This window comes from Solibacillus merdavium, assembly GCF_014836935.1.
GTDB lineage: Bacteria > Bacillota > Bacilli > Bacillales_A > Planococcaceae > Solibacillus > Solibacillus ferritrahens.
Window position 1 is genome coordinate 92119 of record NZ_JACSPW010000007.1, and the last position, 21015, is coordinate 113133.

General features: G+C 37.6%; 21 protein-coding genes. 17 read left to right on the forward strand and 4 right to left on the reverse strand.

All coding sequences use genetic code 11. The features are described from left to right. The first annotated feature begins 107 nt into the window (after positions 1-107). From H9632_RS08965 to H9632_RS08990, 6 genes are all read left to right on the forward strand, one after another. On the forward strand, positions 108-485 hold the full coding sequence (locus tag H9632_RS08965; RefSeq protein WP_191699774.1) for a GntR family transcriptional regulator: 378 nt from the start codon (positions 108-110) through the stop codon (positions 483-485). Further along, entirely contained in the window at positions 478-1167 is a 690-nt protein-coding gene (locus H9632_RS08970; protein ID WP_191703774.1) for an ATP-binding cassette domain-containing protein, read from the forward strand. The genes H9632_RS08965 and H9632_RS08970 overlap by 8 nt, the downstream gene beginning before the upstream one ends. Next, positions 1164-1988: a hypothetical protein gene (locus H9632_RS08975; RefSeq protein WP_191703775.1), complete on the forward strand. Its 825-nt coding sequence runs from the start codon at positions 1164-1166 to the stop codon at positions 1986-1988. The genes H9632_RS08970 and H9632_RS08975 overlap by 4 nt, the downstream gene beginning before the upstream one ends. A 14-nt stretch (positions 1989-2002) precedes the next feature. Continuing rightward, on the forward strand, positions 2003-3163 hold the full coding sequence (locus H9632_RS08980; protein ID WP_191703776.1) for a hypothetical protein: 1161 nt from the start codon (positions 2003-2005) through the stop codon (positions 3161-3163). 210 nt (positions 3164-3373) lie between these two features. Next, the gene (locus tag H9632_RS08985; protein WP_191703777.1) at positions 3374-4573 is read left to right on the forward strand and encodes a chromate transporter; all 1200 of its coding nucleotides are present in this window, start codon (positions 3374-3376) and stop codon (positions 4571-4573) included. Between the two features lie 77 nt (positions 4574-4650). Continuing rightward, positions 4651-5001 (forward strand): hypothetical protein, encoded by a 351-nt coding sequence (locus tag H9632_RS08990; protein ID WP_191703778.1) that lies wholly within the window; start codon positions 4651-4653, stop codon positions 4999-5001. A gap of 58 nt (positions 5002-5059) precedes the next feature. On the opposite strand, the gene H9632_RS08995 is transcribed toward H9632_RS08990, so the two are convergent. Continuing rightward, entirely contained in the window at positions 5060-5590 is a 531-nt protein-coding gene (locus H9632_RS08995) for a hypothetical protein (protein ID WP_191703779.1), read from the reverse strand. A 349-nt stretch (positions 5591-5939) separates the two neighbouring features. Here H9632_RS08995 and H9632_RS09000 point away from each other — a divergent pair, with 349 nt between their 5' ends. The 11 genes from H9632_RS09000 (at position 5940) to H9632_RS09050 (ending at position 16537) form a co-directional block, all read left to right on the forward strand. After that, positions 5940-7211: an MFS transporter gene (locus tag H9632_RS09000; protein ID WP_191703780.1), complete on the forward strand. Its 1272-nt coding sequence runs from the start codon at positions 5940-5942 to the stop codon at positions 7209-7211. Between the two features lie 296 nt (positions 7212-7507). Then, positions 7508-8026: a hypothetical protein gene (locus H9632_RS09005; RefSeq protein WP_191703781.1), complete on the forward strand. Its 519-nt coding sequence runs from the start codon at positions 7508-7510 to the stop codon at positions 8024-8026. Continuing rightward, entirely contained in the window at positions 8023-8508 is a 486-nt protein-coding gene (locus tag H9632_RS09010) for a hypothetical protein (protein ID WP_191703782.1), read from the forward strand. The genes H9632_RS09005 and H9632_RS09010 overlap by 4 nt, the downstream gene beginning before the upstream one ends. A gap of 94 nt (positions 8509-8602) precedes the next feature. After that, positions 8603-9553, forward strand: coding sequence for a LysR family transcriptional regulator (locus H9632_RS09015; protein ID WP_191703783.1), 951 nt, complete (start codon positions 8603-8605; stop codon positions 9551-9553). 172 nt (positions 9554-9725) lie between these two features. After that, positions 9726-10793 (forward strand): iron-siderophore ABC transporter substrate-binding protein, encoded by a 1068-nt coding sequence (locus H9632_RS09020; RefSeq protein ID WP_191703784.1) that lies wholly within the window; start codon positions 9726-9728, stop codon positions 10791-10793. A gap of 1 nt (position 10794) precedes the next feature. Further along, entirely contained in the window at positions 10795-11829 is a 1035-nt protein-coding gene (locus H9632_RS09025; RefSeq protein WP_191703785.1) for a FecCD family ABC transporter permease, read from the forward strand. Beyond that, complete coding sequence (locus tag H9632_RS09030; RefSeq protein WP_191703786.1) at positions 11826-12857, forward strand: FecCD family ABC transporter permease; 1032 nt, start codon at positions 11826-11828, stop codon at positions 12855-12857. Before H9632_RS09025 ends, H9632_RS09030 begins: the two co-directional genes overlap by 4 nt. Next, positions 12857-13672 (forward strand): ABC transporter ATP-binding protein, encoded by an 816-nt coding sequence (locus tag H9632_RS09035; RefSeq protein ID WP_191703787.1) that lies wholly within the window; start codon positions 12857-12859, stop codon positions 13670-13672. Before H9632_RS09030 ends, H9632_RS09035 begins: the two co-directional genes overlap by 1 nt. A 92-nt stretch (positions 13673-13764) precedes the next feature. Further along, positions 13765-14817, forward strand: a complete 1053-nt coding sequence (locus H9632_RS09040) for an NAD(P)/FAD-dependent oxidoreductase (protein WP_191703788.1) — start codon at positions 13765-13767, stop codon at positions 14815-14817. Positions 14818-14967: 150 nt separating this feature from the next. Further along, positions 14968-15978, forward strand: a complete 1011-nt coding sequence (locus H9632_RS09045; protein WP_191703789.1) for a hypothetical protein — start codon at positions 14968-14970, stop codon at positions 15976-15978. A gap of 58 nt (positions 15979-16036) precedes the next feature. Beyond that, positions 16037-16537: a GNAT family N-acetyltransferase gene (locus H9632_RS09050; RefSeq protein ID WP_191703790.1), complete on the forward strand. Its 501-nt coding sequence runs from the start codon at positions 16037-16039 to the stop codon at positions 16535-16537. Between the two features lie 48 nt (positions 16538-16585). Here H9632_RS09050 and H9632_RS09055 read toward each other — a convergent pair whose 3' ends face one another. The 3 genes from H9632_RS09055 to H9632_RS09065 form a co-directional block, all read right to left on the reverse strand. Further along, positions 16586-18307, reverse strand: a complete 1722-nt coding sequence (locus H9632_RS09055; protein WP_191703791.1) for an ABC transporter permease — start codon at positions 18305-18307, stop codon at positions 16586-16588. Positions 18308-18322: 15 nt separating this feature from the next. Further along, positions 18323-19393: an ABC transporter ATP-binding protein gene (locus tag H9632_RS09060; protein ID WP_191703792.1), complete on the reverse strand. Its 1071-nt coding sequence runs from the start codon at positions 19391-19393 to the stop codon at positions 18323-18325. A 73-nt stretch (positions 19394-19466) separates the two neighbouring features. Next, a complete protein-coding gene (locus tag H9632_RS09065) occupies positions 19467-20558 on the reverse strand; it encodes an extracellular solute-binding protein (protein ID WP_191703793.1) in 1092 nt (363 codons plus the stop codon). Between the last annotated feature and the right edge of the window lie 457 nt (positions 20559-21015).

Here is a 21015-nt window from a genome sequence, read left to right on the forward strand (position 1 = left end):
TAATACATTTTTTTGTGCATACTGTATTAAAGGGTTAGTACAGATGAAAACGCATTTTTTTAGACATGGTGTACTAGGTCGTTAATACACGAAGGGAGCTGACAACAATGGATGTAAAATTTAATAATCGTGATCCTGTCTATGTGCAAGTCATTCGCCATTTTAAGGAACAAATTGCAAAAGGTTTCTTTGCGCCTGGACATGTGATTCCATCACGGCGAGAGCTAGCCAATCAGCTCAAGATTAATCCAAATACGGTGCAACGTGCCTATAAGGAAATGGAGGAGCAAAAATTGATTTATACAGAGGGAAATATGCCAAGTTGTATTACGAAGGATGAAGCAGTATTAAAAAGCGTTCGTGAAGAGCTGATTACTGAAGCGGTGCAGGTGTTCATAAGTTCTATTAAATCAATCAATGCACCACTTCCGGAAATTATGGAGCTCGTGCAAAAAAAGTATGAGGAGGCTGAGCAGCGTGATTGAAGTAAAAAATGTCTATAAAAAATACAAGAAAAAGCAAGTATTAAAAGATATGAGCTTCACAGCTGAAAAAGGGCAAATTACGTGTTTAATCGGTATAAATGGTGCCGGAAAAACAACAATCATGAAGTCTATTATGGCGCTTACACCATTTGATCGCGGTGAAATATTAATCGATGGAAAAAAGATTAATAAAGATGCCTACGAAAAAATCACGTACATTCCGGACCGCCTTACAATGCTACCAAACTATACGATTGCTGAGAGTTTTGAATTTATGGCGGACTTTTATAAAGCATGGAATGAACAGCGCGCAACCGAACTACTTTCATTTTTCAAATTGAACCAGCAAGATAAACTTTCAAGCTTATCAAAAGGGAATGCGGCAAAGGTCAATCTACTGCTTGGTTTAGCATTGGATGTAGACTACATATTAATGGATGAACCCTTTTCTGGTATTGATATATTCTCGCGTGAGCAAATCGCCAATGTGTTTACTAGTCACTTAATTGAAAATCGCGGTGTTATCATTACGACACATGAAATCAATGATATTGAGCACTTAATAGATAAAGCTGTGCTTATCGGCGATGGTAAAGTACTAAGAGAAATGAATGTAGAAGAGATTCGTGAAATGGAAGGTAAATCCGTAGTAGATGTAATGCGGGAGGTGTATGTAGGATGAACGAATATTTTAAACTCGTCAATTTTGAAGTAAGACGATTTAGTAAACTCTTTTTAACACTCATAGTAGCGGTAACTGTTGTACAAATCATAGGTGCATTTATGACATCATTCAATTTTATGGAACGAGTAGAAACAACGATGGCGCAGAAGCAACTAGGAGAAAGTGAATACGTTCTTGAGTACGGTGCTTATAACTTTCAAAATTTCATATTTTCTGAGTATTTTATACTTTCCATTGTTTTCGCAGCAACAATATTAGTTATTTACGTATTTTTCATTTGGTATCGTGATTGGCTTGGAAAGTCGTCATTTATTTACCGGTTATTAATGCTGCCTACTGCAAGAAGAAATATTTATTTTGCCAAGCTGACTGCGATTTTGCTGTTCGTGCTTTGTTTAGTAGGAGTACAAATCGCTTTAATAGAAGTGGTGCAACAGATTATTCATGGCATTATACCGGATCAGCTGCGTGTTGATCAAAGTAAAGCTTATATTTATTCATTCGATGTATTGTCGTTTTTATACCCGAAAACTCCTTTACTTTTTATCCTTCTTTATGGACTTGGAGCAACAGTAGTAGCGGTCGTATTTACTGCGATTTTATTCGAACGAAGCTATCATTTAAAAGGTATTCTTTTGGGAGCAATATATATAATCATCTCAATCCTTGTTATAGCAATACCGGTGATTATTCAGGATATAACAGGTTATCTATACTTGAACGAGATTATTGGGCTAACTGCTGTTACAAGTATTTTAACACTTGGGGTAGCTCTTTATTTAGCAGACTATTTATTAAAACGAAAGATTAATGTGTAGAGGAGGGGAAGCAGATGAAAAAATACTGGCAGCTTCTTTTAATAGTCGGAGTTATTATAGTCATGGTAAGTATCCATTATATCCAAGTCGCTAATGCGAAAAGTTATCATTTTACATTTGATAAAATTTCCGGGGACGACAAATATGTGGATTCATTATTAATAGAAGGAAATCTAGAAGAGGGAATGGAATATAGCTCGGTTATTATTGGAAAAGATAAAACAACATTAGTAGACAATTTTAAATATCAAGATGTACCACTTTTATTCCGCGATTTAATCGATCAAAATAAAAACTTTATGCGTGGAAAGTCATTCTCAGCTAGTAATTATTTTGAGGACAACACGAAGCTTGTTTATGTAGAAGAACCGAATGAAACTTGGAAATTAAATAAAGGTGACTCATACAGCTACCGATTCGATTTATTGGATAAAGTAAAAAACGATCGGATTACATTTGACATACAATCCAAATTAAATAAGAAAGTTAACTGGCTTACGGTTCATAATATAACTGTTGTAAATAATGAGGTGAAGTTGTTAGTCAGACATTACCTTGACAATGGTGATGAAGAATTTTACATTGTTATCATTGATTTAAATAAACAACAGATAGTAAGCGAGAGGTCCATTGAGACTGTTACAAATGATGAACCGTTGTATACTAATCTTGAAATTTATAATCAGTATCATAATCTAGGTTATGAAAAATATCTTATCTATTCAACGACATTGTATAATGCTGAGGAAGAAGTACGTAATATCATTTCACGTCAGTTTAAAGTAGTAAATATGGAAACAAATGAAGTGACGCCACTCGAACTTCCGGACGGCTTAGAAATCGATATGCAAAGTGGTACGGTAGATAATAACTATTTCGTTGCTGCCCGTATGACGGATACCGACACATGGATTTACAGGTATAATATCGGGCAACAAAGATGGCTTGAACCGATAACAGTTCCACACCCTGAAAAATTCGTGAATAAGGAACTGAATAATACGTATGGCTACAACGGTAAATTCTACGTATTAAACGAAATGGAAAAAGATTTCGTTCTCCAAATATTCGATATTGAAAAGGGTACTATTTTATATGAAGGTATTCTTTCAAAGAAAGATGCCAAGCAAAAATATTTTATATGGGCTAATCGATTCTTGGAACAAACGGAATAACTTACAAACGAATATAAGCAATGCAACTCTTAATATTTGGCTACCAACCTATAAATATTGAGCTAGCATGGAATACCCACTATTTTTCTGTAGAGAGAATAGTGGGTTTTTCTCTTTATTTAAGTTTTGTAAAGTTTCGTAAATTTATTACTTGAATAGTGGGATGTTTGCTACGATTATGATATTCAAAGGGTAAAGAAAGGAGATAAAATGGAGCCACTGAACCAGAATAAAAACGGGTTATTTAAAACATTATTAGAGATTTTTTTCGTATCAACTAAATTGGGCTTTACTTCATTTGGAGGACCGATTGCACATTTAGGCTATTTTCATGAAGAATATGTCCGTAGAAGGAAATGGATGGACGAAAAAAGTTATGCTGACTTAGTGGCATTGTGCCAGTTTTTGCCTGGACCTGCGAGTAGTCAGGTAGGGATAGGAATTGGTGTGATACGTGCTGGAGCAGTAGGAGGCATTGTATCATTTTTAGGTTTTACAATGCCATCTGTAATTGCACTTATTATATTTGCATTAGTCGTTCAAGGTTTGGATGTGAGTCAGGCAGGTTGGATTCATGGATTGAAAATCGTGGCAGTCGCAGTGGTAGCGCACGCAATATTAGGAATGGCACAAAATTTAACACCGGATAGACAAAGAAAAACTATTGCCCTCTTTGCTGTAATAGTAACATTAATATGGCAAACCGCCTATTCTCAAGTAGGAGTAATACTTTTAGGTGCGTTCATTGGGTTTCTACTATATAAAAAAGAGAATACCGATGTGGAAGCAATGTCATCTTTTCCACTCAGCCGGCGCTTTGCAATAGGTTGTCTAGTGTTATTTTTTGGCTTACTTTTTCTGTTGCCCATTTTACGGGAACTGACTTCCATTCAATGGATAGCTCTATTTGACAGCTTTTATCGCTCGGGTGCACTCGTGTTTGGTGGCGGGCATGTCGTTTTACCGTTACTTGAAAAGGAATTTGTACCGACTGCCTGGTTGAGTGAAGAAGAATTTTTGGCAGGATATGGGGCTACACAGGCTGTACCGGGCCCATTATTTACATTTGCAGCATACATAGGTGCCGTGATGAATGGCTGGATAGGTGGCTTACTAGCAACTGTAGCAATATTTTTACCAGCTTTTTTATTAGTATTTGGGACATTGCCTTTTTGGGATCGTCTACGCCGCAATTCAAAAGTGAAAGGGGCACTTATGGGCGTGAATGCAGCAGTTGTAGGTATTTTAATATCTGCCTTTTATACACCTATATGGACGAGCTCTATTTTTACCCCATTGGACTTTGCTTTTGCTGCTATATTATTTAGCATGCTTGTATTTTGGAAGTTATCACCCTTCGCCGTTGTCGTAACGGGAATTATAGGTGGCATGCTTATGACAATGGTATAAATAATCTTTTCTAAATGAAATATGTTACAGTAGACATACTAACCGCGAATATAGCGGATTTGGAGGGTTATTTTTAAATGACAAATACAGTAGATGAACTATTGGAGTCGCTAATCGCTGCGACCGTAAATAATGAAGTGAAGTGGAGTAATGGTACTGCGAAACTGGAATCAGTTTTAGAAGAAGTATATGGCAACACGGAAAAGCTCTATTTCTTTTTTGATGAAGAAGAGGGTTCGAATATAGTCATCGCTACGTACAAGTATTACGAAGGTGAAGTAGAAGCAGACGAATTTTTAAAAGATGGCATAAGCCTTTTTGTTATTGATGCCGATGATTCTGAAATTTTAAATGAAGTAACAGATGAAGATGCGGATGATGCAAAGCTATTTACAACCTTGATCGAAGCCATTCAGGAAGCGAAATAAAGGCAACGGGGCACTCATATTGAAGTATGAGTGCCCCTCTACATTTGCCTAGTTAAACTCAGACAAGTTCAAACTGTATACCTTCTGGATAAAGACCAACATACGTCCCTTCACCATTTTGATAGGCGATTTCAGCTCCGTCCATTACATTGTGTTTAGTTAATTCCTTCACAATAGTATCCATTGCAATTTGTAAATTTACAGCAAGAACAAATGTTGTCCCGGCACCATCACCGACCTCTGAGCCATAGAGCTGCCCATTTCCAGTGGAGTGTAAAACTTCGTCCAGTAAATCTTCCACCATTAAAGTTTTTTCCTCTGCCGCTTCAAATTGTGACTCATCGTTATAACGGTATTGAATAGCTATTTTAGTTAAAGAATCTTCCTCAACATATTCATACCCTTGATTAACTTGTTCTTTTGCTAATTTTTTCATTAAACCATTAGAGCTTTCAAAAAATCCTGGCGTCATAAGTTCCTTGCTGCCTTGAACCCCTAATTTGCCGGATAGTATATGTAGCTGTTTTTCCTCTTTCCATACTTGCCAATAAAATGTGTCGCTGCTAGTCTTTTTAATTAGTCGAATCATACTAAACCCCCTAATAATAGTTAAGTATTGCAGAATCACGATATTTTATTTCTATTCGTCTCTGCCTTAATCATGCACAATAACTGCAAAAAACTCCTAATATATTTTTTTACATCATATTGTACCGAGATATCATGGGGACTTTACCCACTTCCAAGAAAAAATAACCCTTATTTTGGGTAATTTGTATATTTTAAATCTGAGGAGTTATGACGCTAATCTAGCTCTGTGCAAAATATATTCAAAAGGTAAGAGTCGAGTAAGACATTTTTCTTTTACTGGAAATCATTTATGTTTCCTCTTACAATTCTCTTATAAGTATAGAAAACTGAAAGAATAGGAATAGTCTATGAAAAAAACTGTAAATCCCTCGATAGAGCGTTATGTTCATTCAGAGGAAGAGCAACAAAAGCTTTATAAAAGAACGTTATGGGTCGTTATTTTATCACAAACGTTTGGCGGGGCAGGACTGGCCGCCGGAATTACGGTCGGGGCGTTAATCGCTCGGCAAATGCTTGGTTCCGAGAGCTTTACAGGTTTGCCGACTGCTTTATTCACACTTGGCTCTGCATTATCCGCATTTTTAGTTGGCCGTTTTTCCCAGCGCTTTGGACGAAGATATGGCCTGTCATTCGGCTTCATTACAGGGGGAGTCGGTGCGGTGGGAGTTATAGCTGCAACGGCGATGGAAAATATCGCCCTATTGTTTTTAGCACTGTTCATTTATGGAGCAGGTACTTCGACTAACTTACAGGCGCGCTATGCAGGAACCGACTTGGCTAAGCCAAAACAGCGTGCAACAGCTATTAGTATGGCAATGGTCGCAACGACAATCGGAGCTGTTGCAGGTCCAAATTTAGTCACACCAACTGGTCATCTTGCTGAAGCAATTGGTTTACCGACTTTGACTGGCCCATTTTTACTCGCTGCTTTGGCATATTTACTGGCGGGCTTTACGTTTTTCTTCTTATTAAAGCCGGACCCTTTACTTGTGGCAGTTGCTATTGCAGAAAAACAAAACGAAGAACAAGTTTCTACTGGTGGGATAAATCAGCAATCGACAGTCGATCGTTTAGGCGTTGGAGTCGGTGCGATTGTCCTTGTGATGTCGCATGTTGTGATGGTTGCTATTATGACGATGACACCGATTCATATGGAGCATGCAGGAAGTGGACTGTCACTTATCGGACTCGTGATTAGTATGCATGTGGCCGCAATGTATTTACCGTCCCTTGTAACGGGGATTTTGGTCGATAAAGTGGGTCGGTCATGGATGGTTGTTGCCTCAGGTGTCACACTGTCATTTGCCGGCTTTATAGCAGCATATTCGCCAGGGGATAGGATGTGGTCGGTAGCTCTTGCACTCATTTTACTTGGTCTTGGCTGGAACTTCGGACTCATTAGTGGAACAGCTATGATTATTGACGCTACAACGATTCAAAACCGTGCGAAAATCCAAGGCTCAGTAGATGTTTCAGTTGCACTTGCCGGCTCTGCAGGTGGCCTACTTTCAGGCATTATCGTGGCCAACTCAAGCTATGCATTCCTCAGCTTTATCGGTGCGTACATGGCAATATTATTTATTCCGCTTATGATTTGGGTACGTTATAGGAAGAAATAGAGGAGTAAAAGAATTTTTAATCCGCTTTCTGATTGTCTAAGATTGAAATTCTAATATGTTCGCTCGAATTTCTAATAAAATAAAAAATGTTCTAATAAAAGTAATGTTTTCTAATATTTAGTTAAAATCTTCTAAAAAGAGTTTACGATCTTCTAAAATCATAGTGCAAAGTTCAAATATCAGTACCAGAATTTCTAATAAATCAAAAAAAGTTCTAATAAAGTGACCGCACTTGTACCGAGTGCGGTCAAAATTCGCGGAGCTCGGTGCTTACTATAGAAAGTTAGAGGTGACTTATGAAAAAAATATTGTTAGCTCTATTGTTTGTGATGCTCATTGTTGGATGCTCTCAAAAAGAGCTGAAGCTGAACGATGAATTGCTATTTGAATTACATGATGTAAATGAAGAGGAGTTCCAGCTGTTAAAAGAACGAACGACTAATTTTACAGAAGAAGAATTAAAACAAAATTATGCAACGATTGTATTTGATTATCACGTACGGAATGGCAAAAAATTTGACAATCTTACTGTTCAGTATAAAAATAGTTTCGGCAATTTAATGGAACAAGTTAAATATGAGGACGGACTCAAATTTATGAATGGTGATGGGAGAACATCCACTTATAGAAATGGCAGCTTTGAACGTAATTCAGACCGCTTAGTTTTTTATGTAAAGGATTTTACAGAGGTGCAATTACAGGATATTTTTAAAGAATTTATGTTAGAGGTTGGCTGGGAAAACGATGATGGAAAATGGGAAACTGAAACAATACCAGTCGGTGAGGCATTTTTGGATAAGAGAGGAAGTAAATGATGACACAATATACGGCGTTTGTTTCGGATAAGGAACTACACGAGGTGGATTTCACAGGATTTCGCTTAACAACCATACGTGAAATGAAAAAGCTGTATCCATTAAGCGAAGGGTTCCCGGAACAACCATGGCATTCATTCGATGATGATGTGGAAATTTTAAATACACCGGATGAAAAGGCATTTGAGAAGTTACGTATTTCTAAATGGATGAACCCGCCGTACGATTTAGAAGATTATAGTAATAAAGCATTTGTTTATTCTATTGAAGGAAGATGGAATGATTTATTTATAACTGCACTGCAAAAGTATATAAAGGAGCATATCACGCCCGATCAAAACGTCGATTTAATACGCTTTTGGGCAGGACATGCAGAAGATTACCAACTATTGAATGAGTCTACGCTAGTGATTGATGAGATAGAGCCATCAGATTTGGCACTAATCGGTAAGCAACTATATACTCGTGTGAAGTTTGTGTAATTTATTGGGATTTACAATTAAATGGAAGTTTAAAACCTCTTATAAAACTAGTACAATATTAATAGACGAAATAAACTGAAAACGAGGGGTCGAGATGGAGTTTAGGCAATTAGAATATTTTATGATGCTTTGTAAAGAACTTCATTTTACAAGAGCTGCAGAGAAGCTTCATATTTCACAACCAACGTTAAGTCATCAAATAAAGGTTCTAGAAAATGAAGTAGGGGCTTTATTATTTGACCGGATCGGAAAGAAAATATCTCTTACGGAGGCAGGAGAAATTTTATTTAACCAGAGCGCATCAATCTTCAATTCAATTGATAATGCAAAGCTTCAGATTAATGAACTGGAATTGCTGGAGCGAGGGACATTAAAGATTGGAGCGTTGCCTGGAGAGCTAACGAATATTGTTTCGGAAAGCTTAATTCAATACTCATTTGAATATCCTCAAATAAAATTATCGGTACTTAGTTCGGACGATTTATATTCACTGTTAAGGGATAATCAAATTGACTTCGCTTTTTCATTTACTCAAAACTATCTCCCATCAGCGGAAGACCAATTTATCGAAATTCCATTGTACGTGGAAGAATTTTTGTTCGTTGCAGAGCGGGAACATCCTTTAATGGCCGAGGAGGAGCTTAGCCTCTCACAACTAATCGATGTACCTTTAATATTATTCTCAAGTTTGCATCTTTGCCGAAAAATTTTGGATGGTACTCTAAAACAAGAGCATATTTCTTTAAATCCTGTGTTCGAAACGTCCAGCATTAATACAATTTTTAATTTTGTAAATAAGGGAATGGGTGGTACGATCATTGCAAAGTCACTCTATCAAATGCAAGACAACGAGCGGTTAACTGCCCGACCGATTACTAATGAAGGATTGAAACGGGAAACAGCCATTATTTACCGGAAAGATAAATTTATGAATAAGGCGGTACGTTACTATATTCCAATCTTAATCGATTACCTGGAACAACTGCACATTCTATTATCAGAGCAAACGAAAGACCAACTTTATACAGTATCTGCGGGGAAGTGAAACGATTTTGCATATATGAGCAAAATCGTTTTTATTATTTATATATACTTATTAAGTAAGAAATAGACTTTAAGTATTAATTTTTGTTGACAATGATTATCATTTACATGTATTATTTTCCTTACCGATAATGATAATTGTTATCAATTGAAAATTAAGGGGCGTTATGAAAATGAATACAAAAAAGTTTAATTCTTTTTTGACAATGCTACTTGTAGCTATAGGGTTACTAGTAGTTGCAGGTTGTGCAGATAAAGAAACGAGCACAGAAGAAAATAAATCAGAAGAAACAAATTCTCAAGCTTCAAATTCAGAAAATTCCGCAACTGAGTATCCAATTGTGATTAAACATGCACTAGGCGAAACAGTAATTGAAGAGAAGCCGGAGCGTGTAGCAACGGTTGCATGGGCAAACCATGATGTGGCACTTGCTCTAGGTGTAGTACCAGTAGGTTTCTCAGCAGCTAACTACGGTGTTCAAGATGAAAGCGGTATGCTTCCATGGACAGCAGAAAAGTTAAAAGAGCTTGGTGAAGAGAACCCGAACATTTACCAAGATACAGATGGCCTGGATTTTGAAGCAATTTCTGATTCAAATCCGGATGTGATTTTAGCGGCATACTCAGGACTTACACAAGAAGAGTACGATACGTTAAGCGAGATTGCACCAGTCGTTGCATACCCGGCAACTCCTTGGGTTATTACATGGCGTGACCAAATCCTATACAACGCAAAAGGTATGGGTATGGAAGAAGAAGGAAAGCAATTAATCGCGGACACAGAAAAATTAATTCAAGATAAAGCAAACGAGTTCCCTGAAATTAAAGGGAAAAAAGCGGCATTCGGTATGTTTAACGCGACAGATTTATCTAAGTTCTATATTTATACACCAGCTGATCCACGCGGAGAATTACTGGAAGATTTAGGTATGTCATATCCTGAAAGCATTAAAGCGCAAGTTCAGGATGAAAACAGCTTCTACATTGAGTTAAGTGCAGAAAATGCGGATGCTTTAAATGATGCTGAAATTCTAATTGCATATGGTGATGACAACACATTAAAAGCACTTCAGGCAGATCCGATTTTAGGGAAAGTTCCTGCAATTAAAAATGGTACGGTGTTAATTATTCCTGACAACACACCACTTGCTGCAGCAGGTAACCCGAATCCATTATCAATTCAGTACACAATTGATGAATATGTATCACTAATATCGGAAGTTGCAAAAAAGTTGAAGTAATATGAAAAGTTCATCCGTTATAGAAAAGAAACAATTTATGATGCCGCGTAATTTTATAAAAGTATTATTGCTTTTAATTATTTTACTCGGCCTATGTATACTCGCATCATTAGTATTTGGTTCTCGGATGATTAGTTGGACAGATCTTCTGAATGGGTTATTCCATTCAGAAGTTCAGTCGCATGAAGCCAATGTAGTAAGACAGCGTATTGTCAGAACCATTTTTTGTTTATTATGTGGTGCTGCATTAGGTGTTTCTGGTGCACTTATGCAATCAGTTACACGAAATCCTATTGCAGATCCGAGTATATTAGGGGTAAACACAGGGGCATCTCTTTTTGTCGTTTGTGGCATCGCCTTTTTAAACATTAGTTCAGCAAATCAATATATTTGGCTTGCGATAGCGGGAGCATTTATTACCGCTATTTTTGTATTTGGAATCGGTTCAATGGGCAGAGGTGGCGCAACACCATTAAAGCTCGTATTGGCAGGAGCAGCAACGAGCGCTATTTTGTCCTCGTTAGTTGTTGCAGTTATGATTCCACGTACGAATGTTATGGATCAGTTCAGATTTTGGCAAGTCGGAAGTGTCGGTTCCGGCAGCTGGGATACAATCACATTATTTATTCCATTTATTGTAGTAGGAATATTTATTGCATTGTTTACAGCGCCTGCATTAAATGCATTGGCATTAGGTGATGACGTGGCGACAGGGTTAGGTGTACGAACAGTTACAGTAAGAATAGTAGCGGCATTAGGTGGCGTATTATTATGTGGGGCTGCTACGGCTTTGGCAGGACCAATCGGCTTTATTGGCTTATTAGCTACACATATCGTACGTCTCGTAATCGGTCCTGATTTGCGTTATATTATTCCGATGTCTGCATTGTCAGGGGCAATTATTTTAACGATATCCGATGTGGTCGGAAGGCTTCTAGGCAGTCCGAGTGAGCTCGAAGTTGGAATAGTGACTGCCTTTATAGGGGCACCGATTTTAATATTAATTACGATGAAAGCGAAAATGCGTGCAATATGATAAATGAAACGATGAATATGATTAAGACGTCAAGATTAAAAAGAAAACGTCGCTTTATGATGATGACTTCCATACTGGCTATTATATCGTTAGTACTTTGCGGTTTAATGCTCATGCTAGGCAATACCATTTATCCAGTCCAGGATGTCGTAAAGGTATTACTAGGTGAACAAGTGAAAGGAGCATCTTTTGCGGTAAATACGATTCGTTTCCCGCGAATGGTGGCAGGCTTATTTGCAGGCTTTGCATTTGGTGTAGGGGGCTATATTTTCCAAACGATGCTGCGTAACCCGCTGGCAAACCCAAATGTAATTGGGATTACAACAGGTTCAAGTGCCGCAGCTGTATTTTGTATCATTGTACTGAGTACAAGCAACACGGTTGTATCCATTGCAGCTGTAATAGGAGGGCTTGCAACAGCTATCTTTATCTATCTGTTGGCAAAAGGTACGTCCTTTTCGATTGGTCGACTTATTCTGATCGGTATCGGCATTCAGGCGATGCTTACGGCCTTTATCAATTATTTAATGTTAATCGGAAATACACATGATATTCCGGCAGCTATGAGATGGCTGAGCGGGAGTTTAAATGGTGCCAAATTGATTAATTTATATCCATTAATTTTAATAGTGTGTATTTGTACACCGATTTTAATGTATTTTGCAAAACGTCTGGAAATGCTAGAGCTTGGTGAACAGGCAGCGACGTCTCTAGGGGTCAATACGAACCAAACGAGACTCATCCTTATTATTACATCTGTTCTCATGATTGCATTAGCGACTGCTGCTACTGGTCCGATTGCATTTGTTTCCTTTTTAGCAGGTCCGATTGCAAAGAAAATTGTAGGTGTTGGGTTTTCAGCACTCATTCCGGCTGGTTTAATTGGTGTCATATTAGTATTGGCAGCAGATCTTATTGGTCAGTTTGCTTTTGAAACGCGCTATCCGGTTGGAGTCATAACTGGGATTCTCGGTGCACCGTACTTAATCTATTTATTAATCCGTATTAATCGAAAGGGAGATTTATGATGAAAACAATGCATTCATTCCAAACGCATAATCTTGTTGCCGGCTATGACAACAAAACGATTTTACACGGTATTAGTCTAGCTATTCCAAGCAACAAAATCAGCATAATTATCGGTGCGAATGGTTGTGGGAAATCTACACTTTTAAAAACGATGGCGCGATTAATAAAGCCGATTTCCGGTCAAGTTATGCTGGATGAGCAATCGATAAACAAAATCCCTCCGAAGCAGCTTGCACGTGTTTTAGGGCTGTTGCCGCAATCACCGATCGTACCTGAAGGAATTACGGTAGCTGATCTAGTAGGGAGGGGGCGATTCCCGCATCATAGTTTCTTAAAGGGCTGGTCAACTGCAGACTATGAAGCAGTAGCGGAAGCGATGGAAATAATGAACATTACCGAATTTGCCGATAGTCATATCGATGAGCTTTCTGGTGGGCAAAGGCAGCGTGTATGGATCGCCATGGCACTTGCACAGCAAACTGATATTTTGTTTTTAGATGAACCGACAACGTATTTAGATATTACGTATCAAGTAGAAATTTTGGATTTGCTGACAGATTTGAATCGTAAGCGTGGCACCACGATTGTCATGGTCCTGCATGATATTAACTTATCAGCACGTTACGCAGACCATATTTTTGCATTGCATGAAGGTAAGCTCATTTCAGAAGGAACCCCTTCTCAAGTTATTACAAGTGAATTAATAAAACGTATTTTCGACTTGAATTGTATCGTGACACAAGATCCAGTTTCGGATTCCCCATCCGTTGTACCAATCGGGAGACATCATACGAAATCCGAAATGCTCGTTTAACTTTTTACAGAATCCGGAAGCAAATAAGCCAAGGCGAAATGATTAGTAATTTAAGCTAACTTTTTAGAAACGAAAAGAATGGAGTGTTTCGAATGAACGATATTTATGATGTAACGATTATCGGTGGAGGTCCAAGTGGGTTATATAGTGCGTTCTATGCAGGGTTAAGGGAATTAAAAACGAAGATTATCGAATTTCAACCGACATTAGGTGGAAAGCTACATGTATATCCGGAAAAGATTATATGGGACATTGGGGGCTTACCTGCGACACCTGCTCAAAAAGTAATTGAAAATTTAATCGAACAAGGACTAACGTTTAAGCCGACTGTATGCCTTAATACGAAAGTCGAATTAGTAACAAAAAAGGACAATCTATTTGTTATTGAAACGAATACAGGAGAAAAGCATTATACGAAGAAAGTGATTGTAGCAGTAGGCGGCGGTATCATCAGTCCGATTAAATTGCATATTGAAGGCGCCGAAAAATATGAGGTGTCGAATTTACATTATACGATTCGAGGCATTCAAAGTTTTAAAGATAAGTCACTCCTAATTTCCGGCGGCGGTAATTCGGCAATAGATTGGGCAAAGGATTTAATCGGTATTGCAAAACAGATGATGGTCATTTACCGAGGGGATAAGTTGTCTGCTCATGAAGCGCAAATTCGTTACTTGCAGGAAAATGGGGTCCCGATCATTACAAATACGCAAATTAAAACACTCGTAGCAAATGACGGCAAGACAAAAATCGACGAAGTGGTTTTAGAAAATGTTAAGACAAACGAACTCTCCAGAATTGTAGTTGATGATGTACTCGTAAACCACGGTTATGATCGGGATGATTCATTTACATTCGATACAGGCCTTGCTCCGAAAAAAGAGACAGACTATGATTATTATTATCTTACAGACGGAAAAGGGCTGACATCTGTTGACGGTATTTATGCGGTCGGAGATATTTCTAAATATGAGAATAAAGTGTATTTAATAACAGGTGCTTTCCAGGATGCTGTCAATGCGATTAATTCGATAAAAGTCAGTTTAGAACCGACTGCAGATCAATATGCAAAGGTTTCCTCCCATAATGAAGTTTTCGAAAAACGTAATCGCGAAGTAATGAAGGGAATTTTGGTGAAGGGCTAATTTGGACAAAATAAAATATAGAAATTCTAACGTAAAAGTTACTAATAGCTTTTGCGTTTTTTTATTGCTGGAAAAATGTACCGAATAATCTATAATGAAGACAAGGTCAATTTAGTAATATTAGGAAATTTTAAAAGGGGTGTTGTACTAATGGTTTTACAAAGAATATATGATTTCAAGTGGCTTCTCATGGCCCTTGTTATTTTATCAGGAAATTTAATCGTATATCAGCTTTCGTTCATTTATACCCTTCCACCTGAACAAATAAATGGGATGGTATTAGGTTCCCTTATAGATTGTGCAATAATCGCACCAGCCCTATTATTATTGCAAAAGGGGAAATGGTCCGTAAAAAATTTTATCGCCTTTGTTGCAATGGGAATTATATTTGCAAGACTCGTAATTCCAACAGCATTTATCGAGCCATTCCGTTATGTCATGTGGTCAGCGATTGCAGTGGAAGCAGCATTAATTATTGTTGAGCTTACAATTATATTCATTTTTATAAAATATTTTCCCAGCATAATACGAGCTGTCAAATTAGAGCAAGAGCAGCTTATTTTTTCATTTCCTCGAATTACAGCAGAGAAAATGAAAAATAATTTTCTAATAAAAATACTTTGCTCGGAAATCCTTGTGTTCTATTATGCGTTTTGCAGTTGGAGGAAAAAACAATCGAATGGATTTACTGTTTACAAGAATACGATGTACGTCCCTTTTTTAGTCATGATTTTTCATGCGGCGTTATTTGAAGCGGTTGCTTTTCATTGGTATTTCCATGACCGCATGCCAATTCTAGCTTGGGGACATACAATTTTATCGATTTATGGACTCCTATTTTTACTGGCTGATTTCCGTGCATTATCACTAAATCCAGTCAAAATTGTAGACGGGAAAATATATATTTCCAATGGGTTAATGAAACGGACAAAAATTGACTTAACAAATATTGTGCACATTCATACAACTGTTCAAGATGAAACGATTTATCATCTTAAAGTAATGGGAAATACAGATGAACTGCCGGCCTTTGTCATCGAGACAAATCAACAGCAAATAATTCATACAATCGGTGGGCTGCAAAAGACGGCGAAATATATTGGCGTTTATGCCGATGACCCGTCAAACCTACGTCGAGAGATTGAATTAGCGATGAAGTAGTGTAAAAAATGTACGTCGGGGGTATATACAAGGGAAAGTAAGATTATGAGGTGAAAATATGAGTATACGAATTTTAGGTTATAAAGATGCTACACAATACAAGGACTTACGATTACAGGCAATAAATGATTCTCCGACGTCATTTTGCTCCTCGTATGAACAGGAAGAAATCTATACCTTGCAGGAAACCGAACATAATATTCGCCCGCAGACCGATCAATTTACACTGGGGGCATTTGACGGTAAACAACTAATTGGTATGGTTACCTTCAAACGCGAAACAAATGCAAAACTAAACCATAAAGGCCGTGTAATGGAGATGTATGTGTCCCCTGATATGAGAAATAAGGGAATTGGTCGGGCGATGCTGGAAGAGTTACTACGATTGTTAAAGGAAAGTGAAGGGCTTGAGCAACTGTACTTGTCAGTCGAATCAACAAACATACAGGTACTCGAGCTTTGTAAATCTCTTGAGTTCAATCAGTATGCTACAGAAAAGCGTGCAATAAAAATTGATGGGAACTACTATGATGAATTATGGATGGTAAAAAATCTGTAAACGTAAAAAACGTAAAAGCAATCAAATTTGCTTTTACGTTTTTTTCTATTATATCGCACTTCCTGCAGAGCCTTTGGATAACCGTTCTGAAATAATTAATACAATGAGGATTAAAATAATCTGCAACACGCCATATGCACAAGCTGTTCCGAACTTAAAGGCATACAGCTTTTGGAAAATTGCAACCGATAATGGAATAGTAGATGTATTATAAATTAAAATCGATGCAACAAATTCCCCGATACTTTGTACAAATGCCAACAATGTACCTGCAAGTACCCCTGATAATGTAAGCGGAATGACAATTCTTCTGAAAGTATAGAGCCACGATGCACCTAAACTTCGTGAGGCCTCCTCCACAGATTGATCCAACTGCATAAGGGAAGCAGAAGTGGATCTAAATACAAGTGGTAAATGGCGGATAAAGTAGGCAAGCGGTAAAATCCAGAATGATCCGATTAACACTTGGTTAAATGTAAACACACTTTCAGTAGAGAATGCTGCGATTAAGTTAACGGCTACTACGGTACCAGGTAATGCCCATGGAATTGTGATTAAAATATCGAGCATTGTTTTCCCTTTGAAATTTAGTCTGACCATTGCGTAGGCTGCCGCAACCCCGAATATAATATTACCGATTGTCGCGATAAAGCCCATTTGCAGCGAGTTCCAGATTGGCCGCCATGTACGCTCATCCGTAAATAGCGCTTTATAATGATCAAGCGTATATTCGGTCGGTAAAATTTGAATCGTCCAGGCACCGTCTTTCGAAAAGGAAATTAAGATAAGGACTAAAATAGGTAAAATTAAAATAAGTGTACCTATGAAGGATAGAACAACAGCTATAAATTTCAAAGGTTTTGAACTAACTTCAGATCGGTGCACACTTACGCCTTTACTTAAATTTTGATAATTACGGCGATTTTGATACCAGCGCATAATAAGTAAAAATGTAATGGAAACGAATGATAAAATCGTTGACTGTGTCGCAGCCATGTCTAAGTTCCCGTTCGTTCGTGATAAATAGATTTGCATTGTCATTGTCCGTTCCACCCCGAACATAAGCGGGGCAGTATAGGAGGCCATCGACACCATAAATACGAGAAGTGACGATGCGATTAAAGAAGGTGTAAGCATCGGTAAAATAACTTTTCTCCATACTCGGATACGACTGGCGCCTAAACTTGTAGCTGCCTCCTCTAATGAAGGATCAAGTCCTTTAATTGCTGCAGAAGCGGTTAAGTAAAAGTACGTATACATTGTAAAGGTATGGACCACAATCACACCCCAAATTCCTTTCAGTGCAAAAGGAACATCCTCCAATTGAAAAAGCTGCTGAAATAAGCGCGGAAAGATGCCGCTTTCTCCATATAAAAATGTGAAAGATAAAACACCTACTAATGGTGGTAATGCCATTGGGACAAGTACTAAAATCGATAGTAATCTACGGCCAGGGAAATCATAGCGTTCCAGTAAAAATGCCATCATAACACCGACAACTGCACAACAAATCACACTAATTATCGATATATAAAAGCTATTCCAAAGTGCTTCTAAATTCGCTGTACTTTCCAAACTGAAAAACTTCTTATAATTTACAAGAGTATTCTCGCCTGCAAAACTTTGCACGAATGTTGTATAAAATGGATAAATAACATAGGCAAATAAAATTAAAAAGAGGGGAGAAATGAGAATATAAACAAAATAGCGTGATTGTGTTAGACGAGACCACCAATTTGCTTCATAAGTATCAACGGATTTTTTGCTCATAGTGTGCCTCCTCCCCTATTCTCCAAGAAAATAAATATTCTGTTTTGGAATATGCAGCTCAATCGTATCACCAGCTTGCATAATGGCTCTCTCTCTACTAATAATCATTGCTTTTAAAGTCGTGTCATTCCATCTTAAAAAGTAGTTAACACTAACACCGGTAAATTCAATAAGTTCAATTATACTTGTAATCGTATTATCACCAGGTCCACTCTCAAAAGCTTCAGGACGAATAGACACATAAATTTCATCACCAGTGTTTATTTGTAAACCTGCTGCCAAGTTTTCAGTCAAGCCTTGTAAAGTTAGTCCAGCATCATTTTCAACAGTAATAGTATCTCCTTCGATTGATTTGACTTTCATTGTAAGTAAATTTGTTTCCCCGATAAAAGTAGCAACAAAGCGATTGTTTGGTCGATGGTAAATTTCCTGTGGGGTACCGATTTGCTTGACGATGCCATTTTCCATTACCATAATTCGATCCGACATCGCCATTGCTTCAGTTTGATCATGGGTTACATAAATTGTCGTCACGCCAAGCTCTGATTGGATCCGTTTAATTTCGATGCGTGTTTCTTCTCGTAACTTTGCATCCAAGTTAGATAACGGCTCATCGAGTAAAAGTATATCCGGTTCAATGACAAGAGCTCTGGCCAGTGCAACACGTTGCTGCTGTCCACCGGAAAGTTCGTTAATTTTGCGGGAACCTAATGGACCTAAATGTACAAGCCCTCGAATACGGTCCACCTTTTCCTTGATTGTCTTTTTATCATATTTTCGAATTTCCAGACCAAATGCGATATTTTCATCGACCGTCATATGTGGGAAGAGTGCATAGTTTTGAAATACCATACCGATATTGCGCTTATTTGGTTGCAAAGTTGTGACGTCTTGATTGTCAAAGTAGATTTTTCCTTTGGATGGATAATAGAATCCGGCAATCATCCTCAATGTAGTCGTCTTACCACAACCACTCGGACCTAAAAAAGTAAAAAACTCACCTGACTTTATATCCAACTCTAAATCATGGACACTTAATACATCACCGAATTTTTTTGATACATCATTAATACGAACAGCTTTCATCACATCGAACTCCCTTCACACAGTAGTGGCTAGAAAAGAAAGACCTCTTGTGCAGAGGTCTTTCAAGTAAAAATTATTCGCCTTTACCTTTAATATTTGAATCCCAATGTTCCATCCATTCCGCTTCTTTATCTGCCATCACTTGCCAGTCGATATCCATTGATTTTAAATCTAAATCTTTGTACCAGTCCGGCATTGCATCAGGATCGATATCCGTACGAGTCGGAATTTGATAATATTCTTCAGAAAGCTCAATCATTGTATTTTGGTCAAATAGGAATTCCATAAATAGTTTTGCATTTTCTTCATTCTTTGCATTGTTCACAATACCAACCGCATCGACTAAAATTGGTGCACCGCTCTTAGGATAAATAAAGTCAAATGTGTAATCAGTCGTATGTTTCTTAAGTAAAATATCCTGTAAGTTCCACAAAGAGATGGAACCTTCCTGACGAGCTAACTTTAAATATAATGCGTTTGGATCCTGTGTATATTCCTTCGTGTTGGCATCTAATTTTTTCAACCAGTCATAGCCTTTTGAAGGATCATCTGCACCTTGTCGATAAATCATAGATGAATAAATTGTACGCATTGTACCAGATGCAAGGACGCCTCGAATTAAAATTTCGTCTTTCCATTTCGGATCAAGTAATTCATCCCAATCCTGTGGACCTTCCTCAGGTGATATGACATCACTATTAATCATAATAACTTCAGGTAACAGCATTTCACCTACCCACCGGTTTTGTTCATCTTTATGAAGTGGATCGATATTATCGATAAATGAAGGGTCCCACTCTAAAAGTAAATCCTCACCTGCGGCAACCATCATAGCTGCTTGTGTTCCGCCCCACCAGAAGTCACCTTGTGGGTTTGCTTTTTCACCTCGAACACGCTCCAAAATTTGCTGTGCACCCATTGTCATGTATTCCACGTCAATGTTCGGGTATCGCTCATTGAATTTTTCAATAATACCTTGTACCATGTTTTCATCACGCCCGGTATAAATAACGAGCTTCCCTGAAGCATTTTCTTCTGCTGTACCATCTGTCGTGCCACTGTCGCTTTCTGTTGAGCCATTTGTCGACTCATCAGCATCATTGCACGCAGTTAAAACTAATAAAAGAGTTGCGAGAATAAGAGTTAGCCAAGTAAATCTTTTCACTTATATTCCTCCTTAAAAATAGTTTTATTTCTTTAAATCAGAATAAAATAACTATTCTGTCTTTATTCTAACTTCTATATATTTAACATTCAATTAAATATATCCATATATATTAAATATTTACAGTTTACTATTAGAAAAAAAGTGAATAAGAAAGACATAACTTGTCGTTCTAACAGAAGAAAATGGAAGTGTAATTAGGAAGTTTGTAGAGTCAATTTTATATTTAGGAGGTGAAGAGGGGGAGTATTTTTCATAATAATACAGGCAAAATCAATTCAACTTAGGAACTGTTTTGGTATGCGAAAGATGCAAAACTTAATATTTCGTGTCGTATATTAAAACAATTCTTTTACTATATGTGTTGTTTAATTAGCTGATGCTTGAACGGCAGGTTTTTAATACCTTTCACAACATTTTCTCATCATCGGCTAGCCATGTTTTAATGATTGGGTTT

Excerpts from the sequence above, each read along its gene's own strand:
- H9632_RS09005 (WP_191703781.1), top strand. The coding sequence starts at position 7,508 with ATGAAAAAAATATTGTTAGCTCTATTGTTTGTGATGCTCATTGTTGGA.
- H9632_RS09030 (WP_191703786.1), top strand. The coding sequence starts at position 11,826 with ATGATAAATGAAACGATGAATATGATTAAGACGTCAAGATTAAAAAGA.
- H9632_RS09025 (WP_191703785.1), top strand. The coding sequence starts at position 10,795 with ATGAAAAGTTCATCCGTTATAGAAAAGAAACAATTTATGATGCCGCGT.
- H9632_RS08995 (WP_191703779.1), bottom strand. The coding sequence starts at position 5,590 with ATGATTCGACTAATTAAAAAGACTAGCAGCGACACATTTTATTGGCAA.
- H9632_RS08980 (WP_191703776.1), top strand. The coding sequence starts at position 2,003 with ATGAAAAAATACTGGCAGCTTCTTTTAATAGTCGGAGTTATTATAGTC.
- H9632_RS09015 (WP_191703783.1), top strand. The coding sequence starts at position 8,603 with ATGGAGTTTAGGCAATTAGAATATTTTATGATGCTTTGTAAAGAACTT.
- H9632_RS09010 (WP_191703782.1), top strand. The coding sequence starts at position 8,023 with ATGATGACACAATATACGGCGTTTGTTTCGGATAAGGAACTACACGAG.
- H9632_RS09045 (WP_191703789.1), top strand. The coding sequence starts at position 14,968 with ATGGTTTTACAAAGAATATATGATTTCAAGTGGCTTCTCATGGCCCTT.
- H9632_RS08990 (WP_191703778.1), top strand. The coding sequence starts at position 4,651 with ATGACAAATACAGTAGATGAACTATTGGAGTCGCTAATCGCTGCGACC.
- H9632_RS09020 (WP_191703784.1), top strand. The coding sequence starts at position 9,726 with ATGAATACAAAAAAGTTTAATTCTTTTTTGACAATGCTACTTGTAGCT.
- H9632_RS09060 (WP_191703792.1), bottom strand. The coding sequence starts at position 19,393 with ATGAAAGCTGTTCGTATTAATGATGTATCAAAAAAATTCGGTGATGTA.
- H9632_RS09035 (WP_191703787.1), top strand. The coding sequence starts at position 12,857 with ATGAAAACAATGCATTCATTCCAAACGCATAATCTTGTTGCCGGCTAT.
- H9632_RS09050 (WP_191703790.1), top strand. The coding sequence starts at position 16,037 with ATGAGTATACGAATTTTAGGTTATAAAGATGCTACACAATACAAGGAC.
- H9632_RS08965 (WP_191699774.1), top strand. The coding sequence starts at position 108 with ATGGATGTAAAATTTAATAATCGTGATCCTGTCTATGTGCAAGTCATT.
- H9632_RS08975 (WP_191703775.1), top strand. The coding sequence starts at position 1,164 with ATGAACGAATATTTTAAACTCGTCAATTTTGAAGTAAGACGATTTAGT.
- H9632_RS09040 (WP_191703788.1), top strand. The coding sequence starts at position 13,765 with ATGAACGATATTTATGATGTAACGATTATCGGTGGAGGTCCAAGTGGG.
- H9632_RS09055 (WP_191703791.1), bottom strand. The coding sequence starts at position 18,307 with ATGAGCAAAAAATCCGTTGATACTTATGAAGCAAATTGGTGGTCTCGT.
- H9632_RS09000 (WP_191703780.1), top strand. The coding sequence starts at position 5,940 with ATGAAAAAAACTGTAAATCCCTCGATAGAGCGTTATGTTCATTCAGAG.
- H9632_RS08985 (WP_191703777.1), top strand. The coding sequence starts at position 3,374 with ATGGAGCCACTGAACCAGAATAAAAACGGGTTATTTAAAACATTATTA.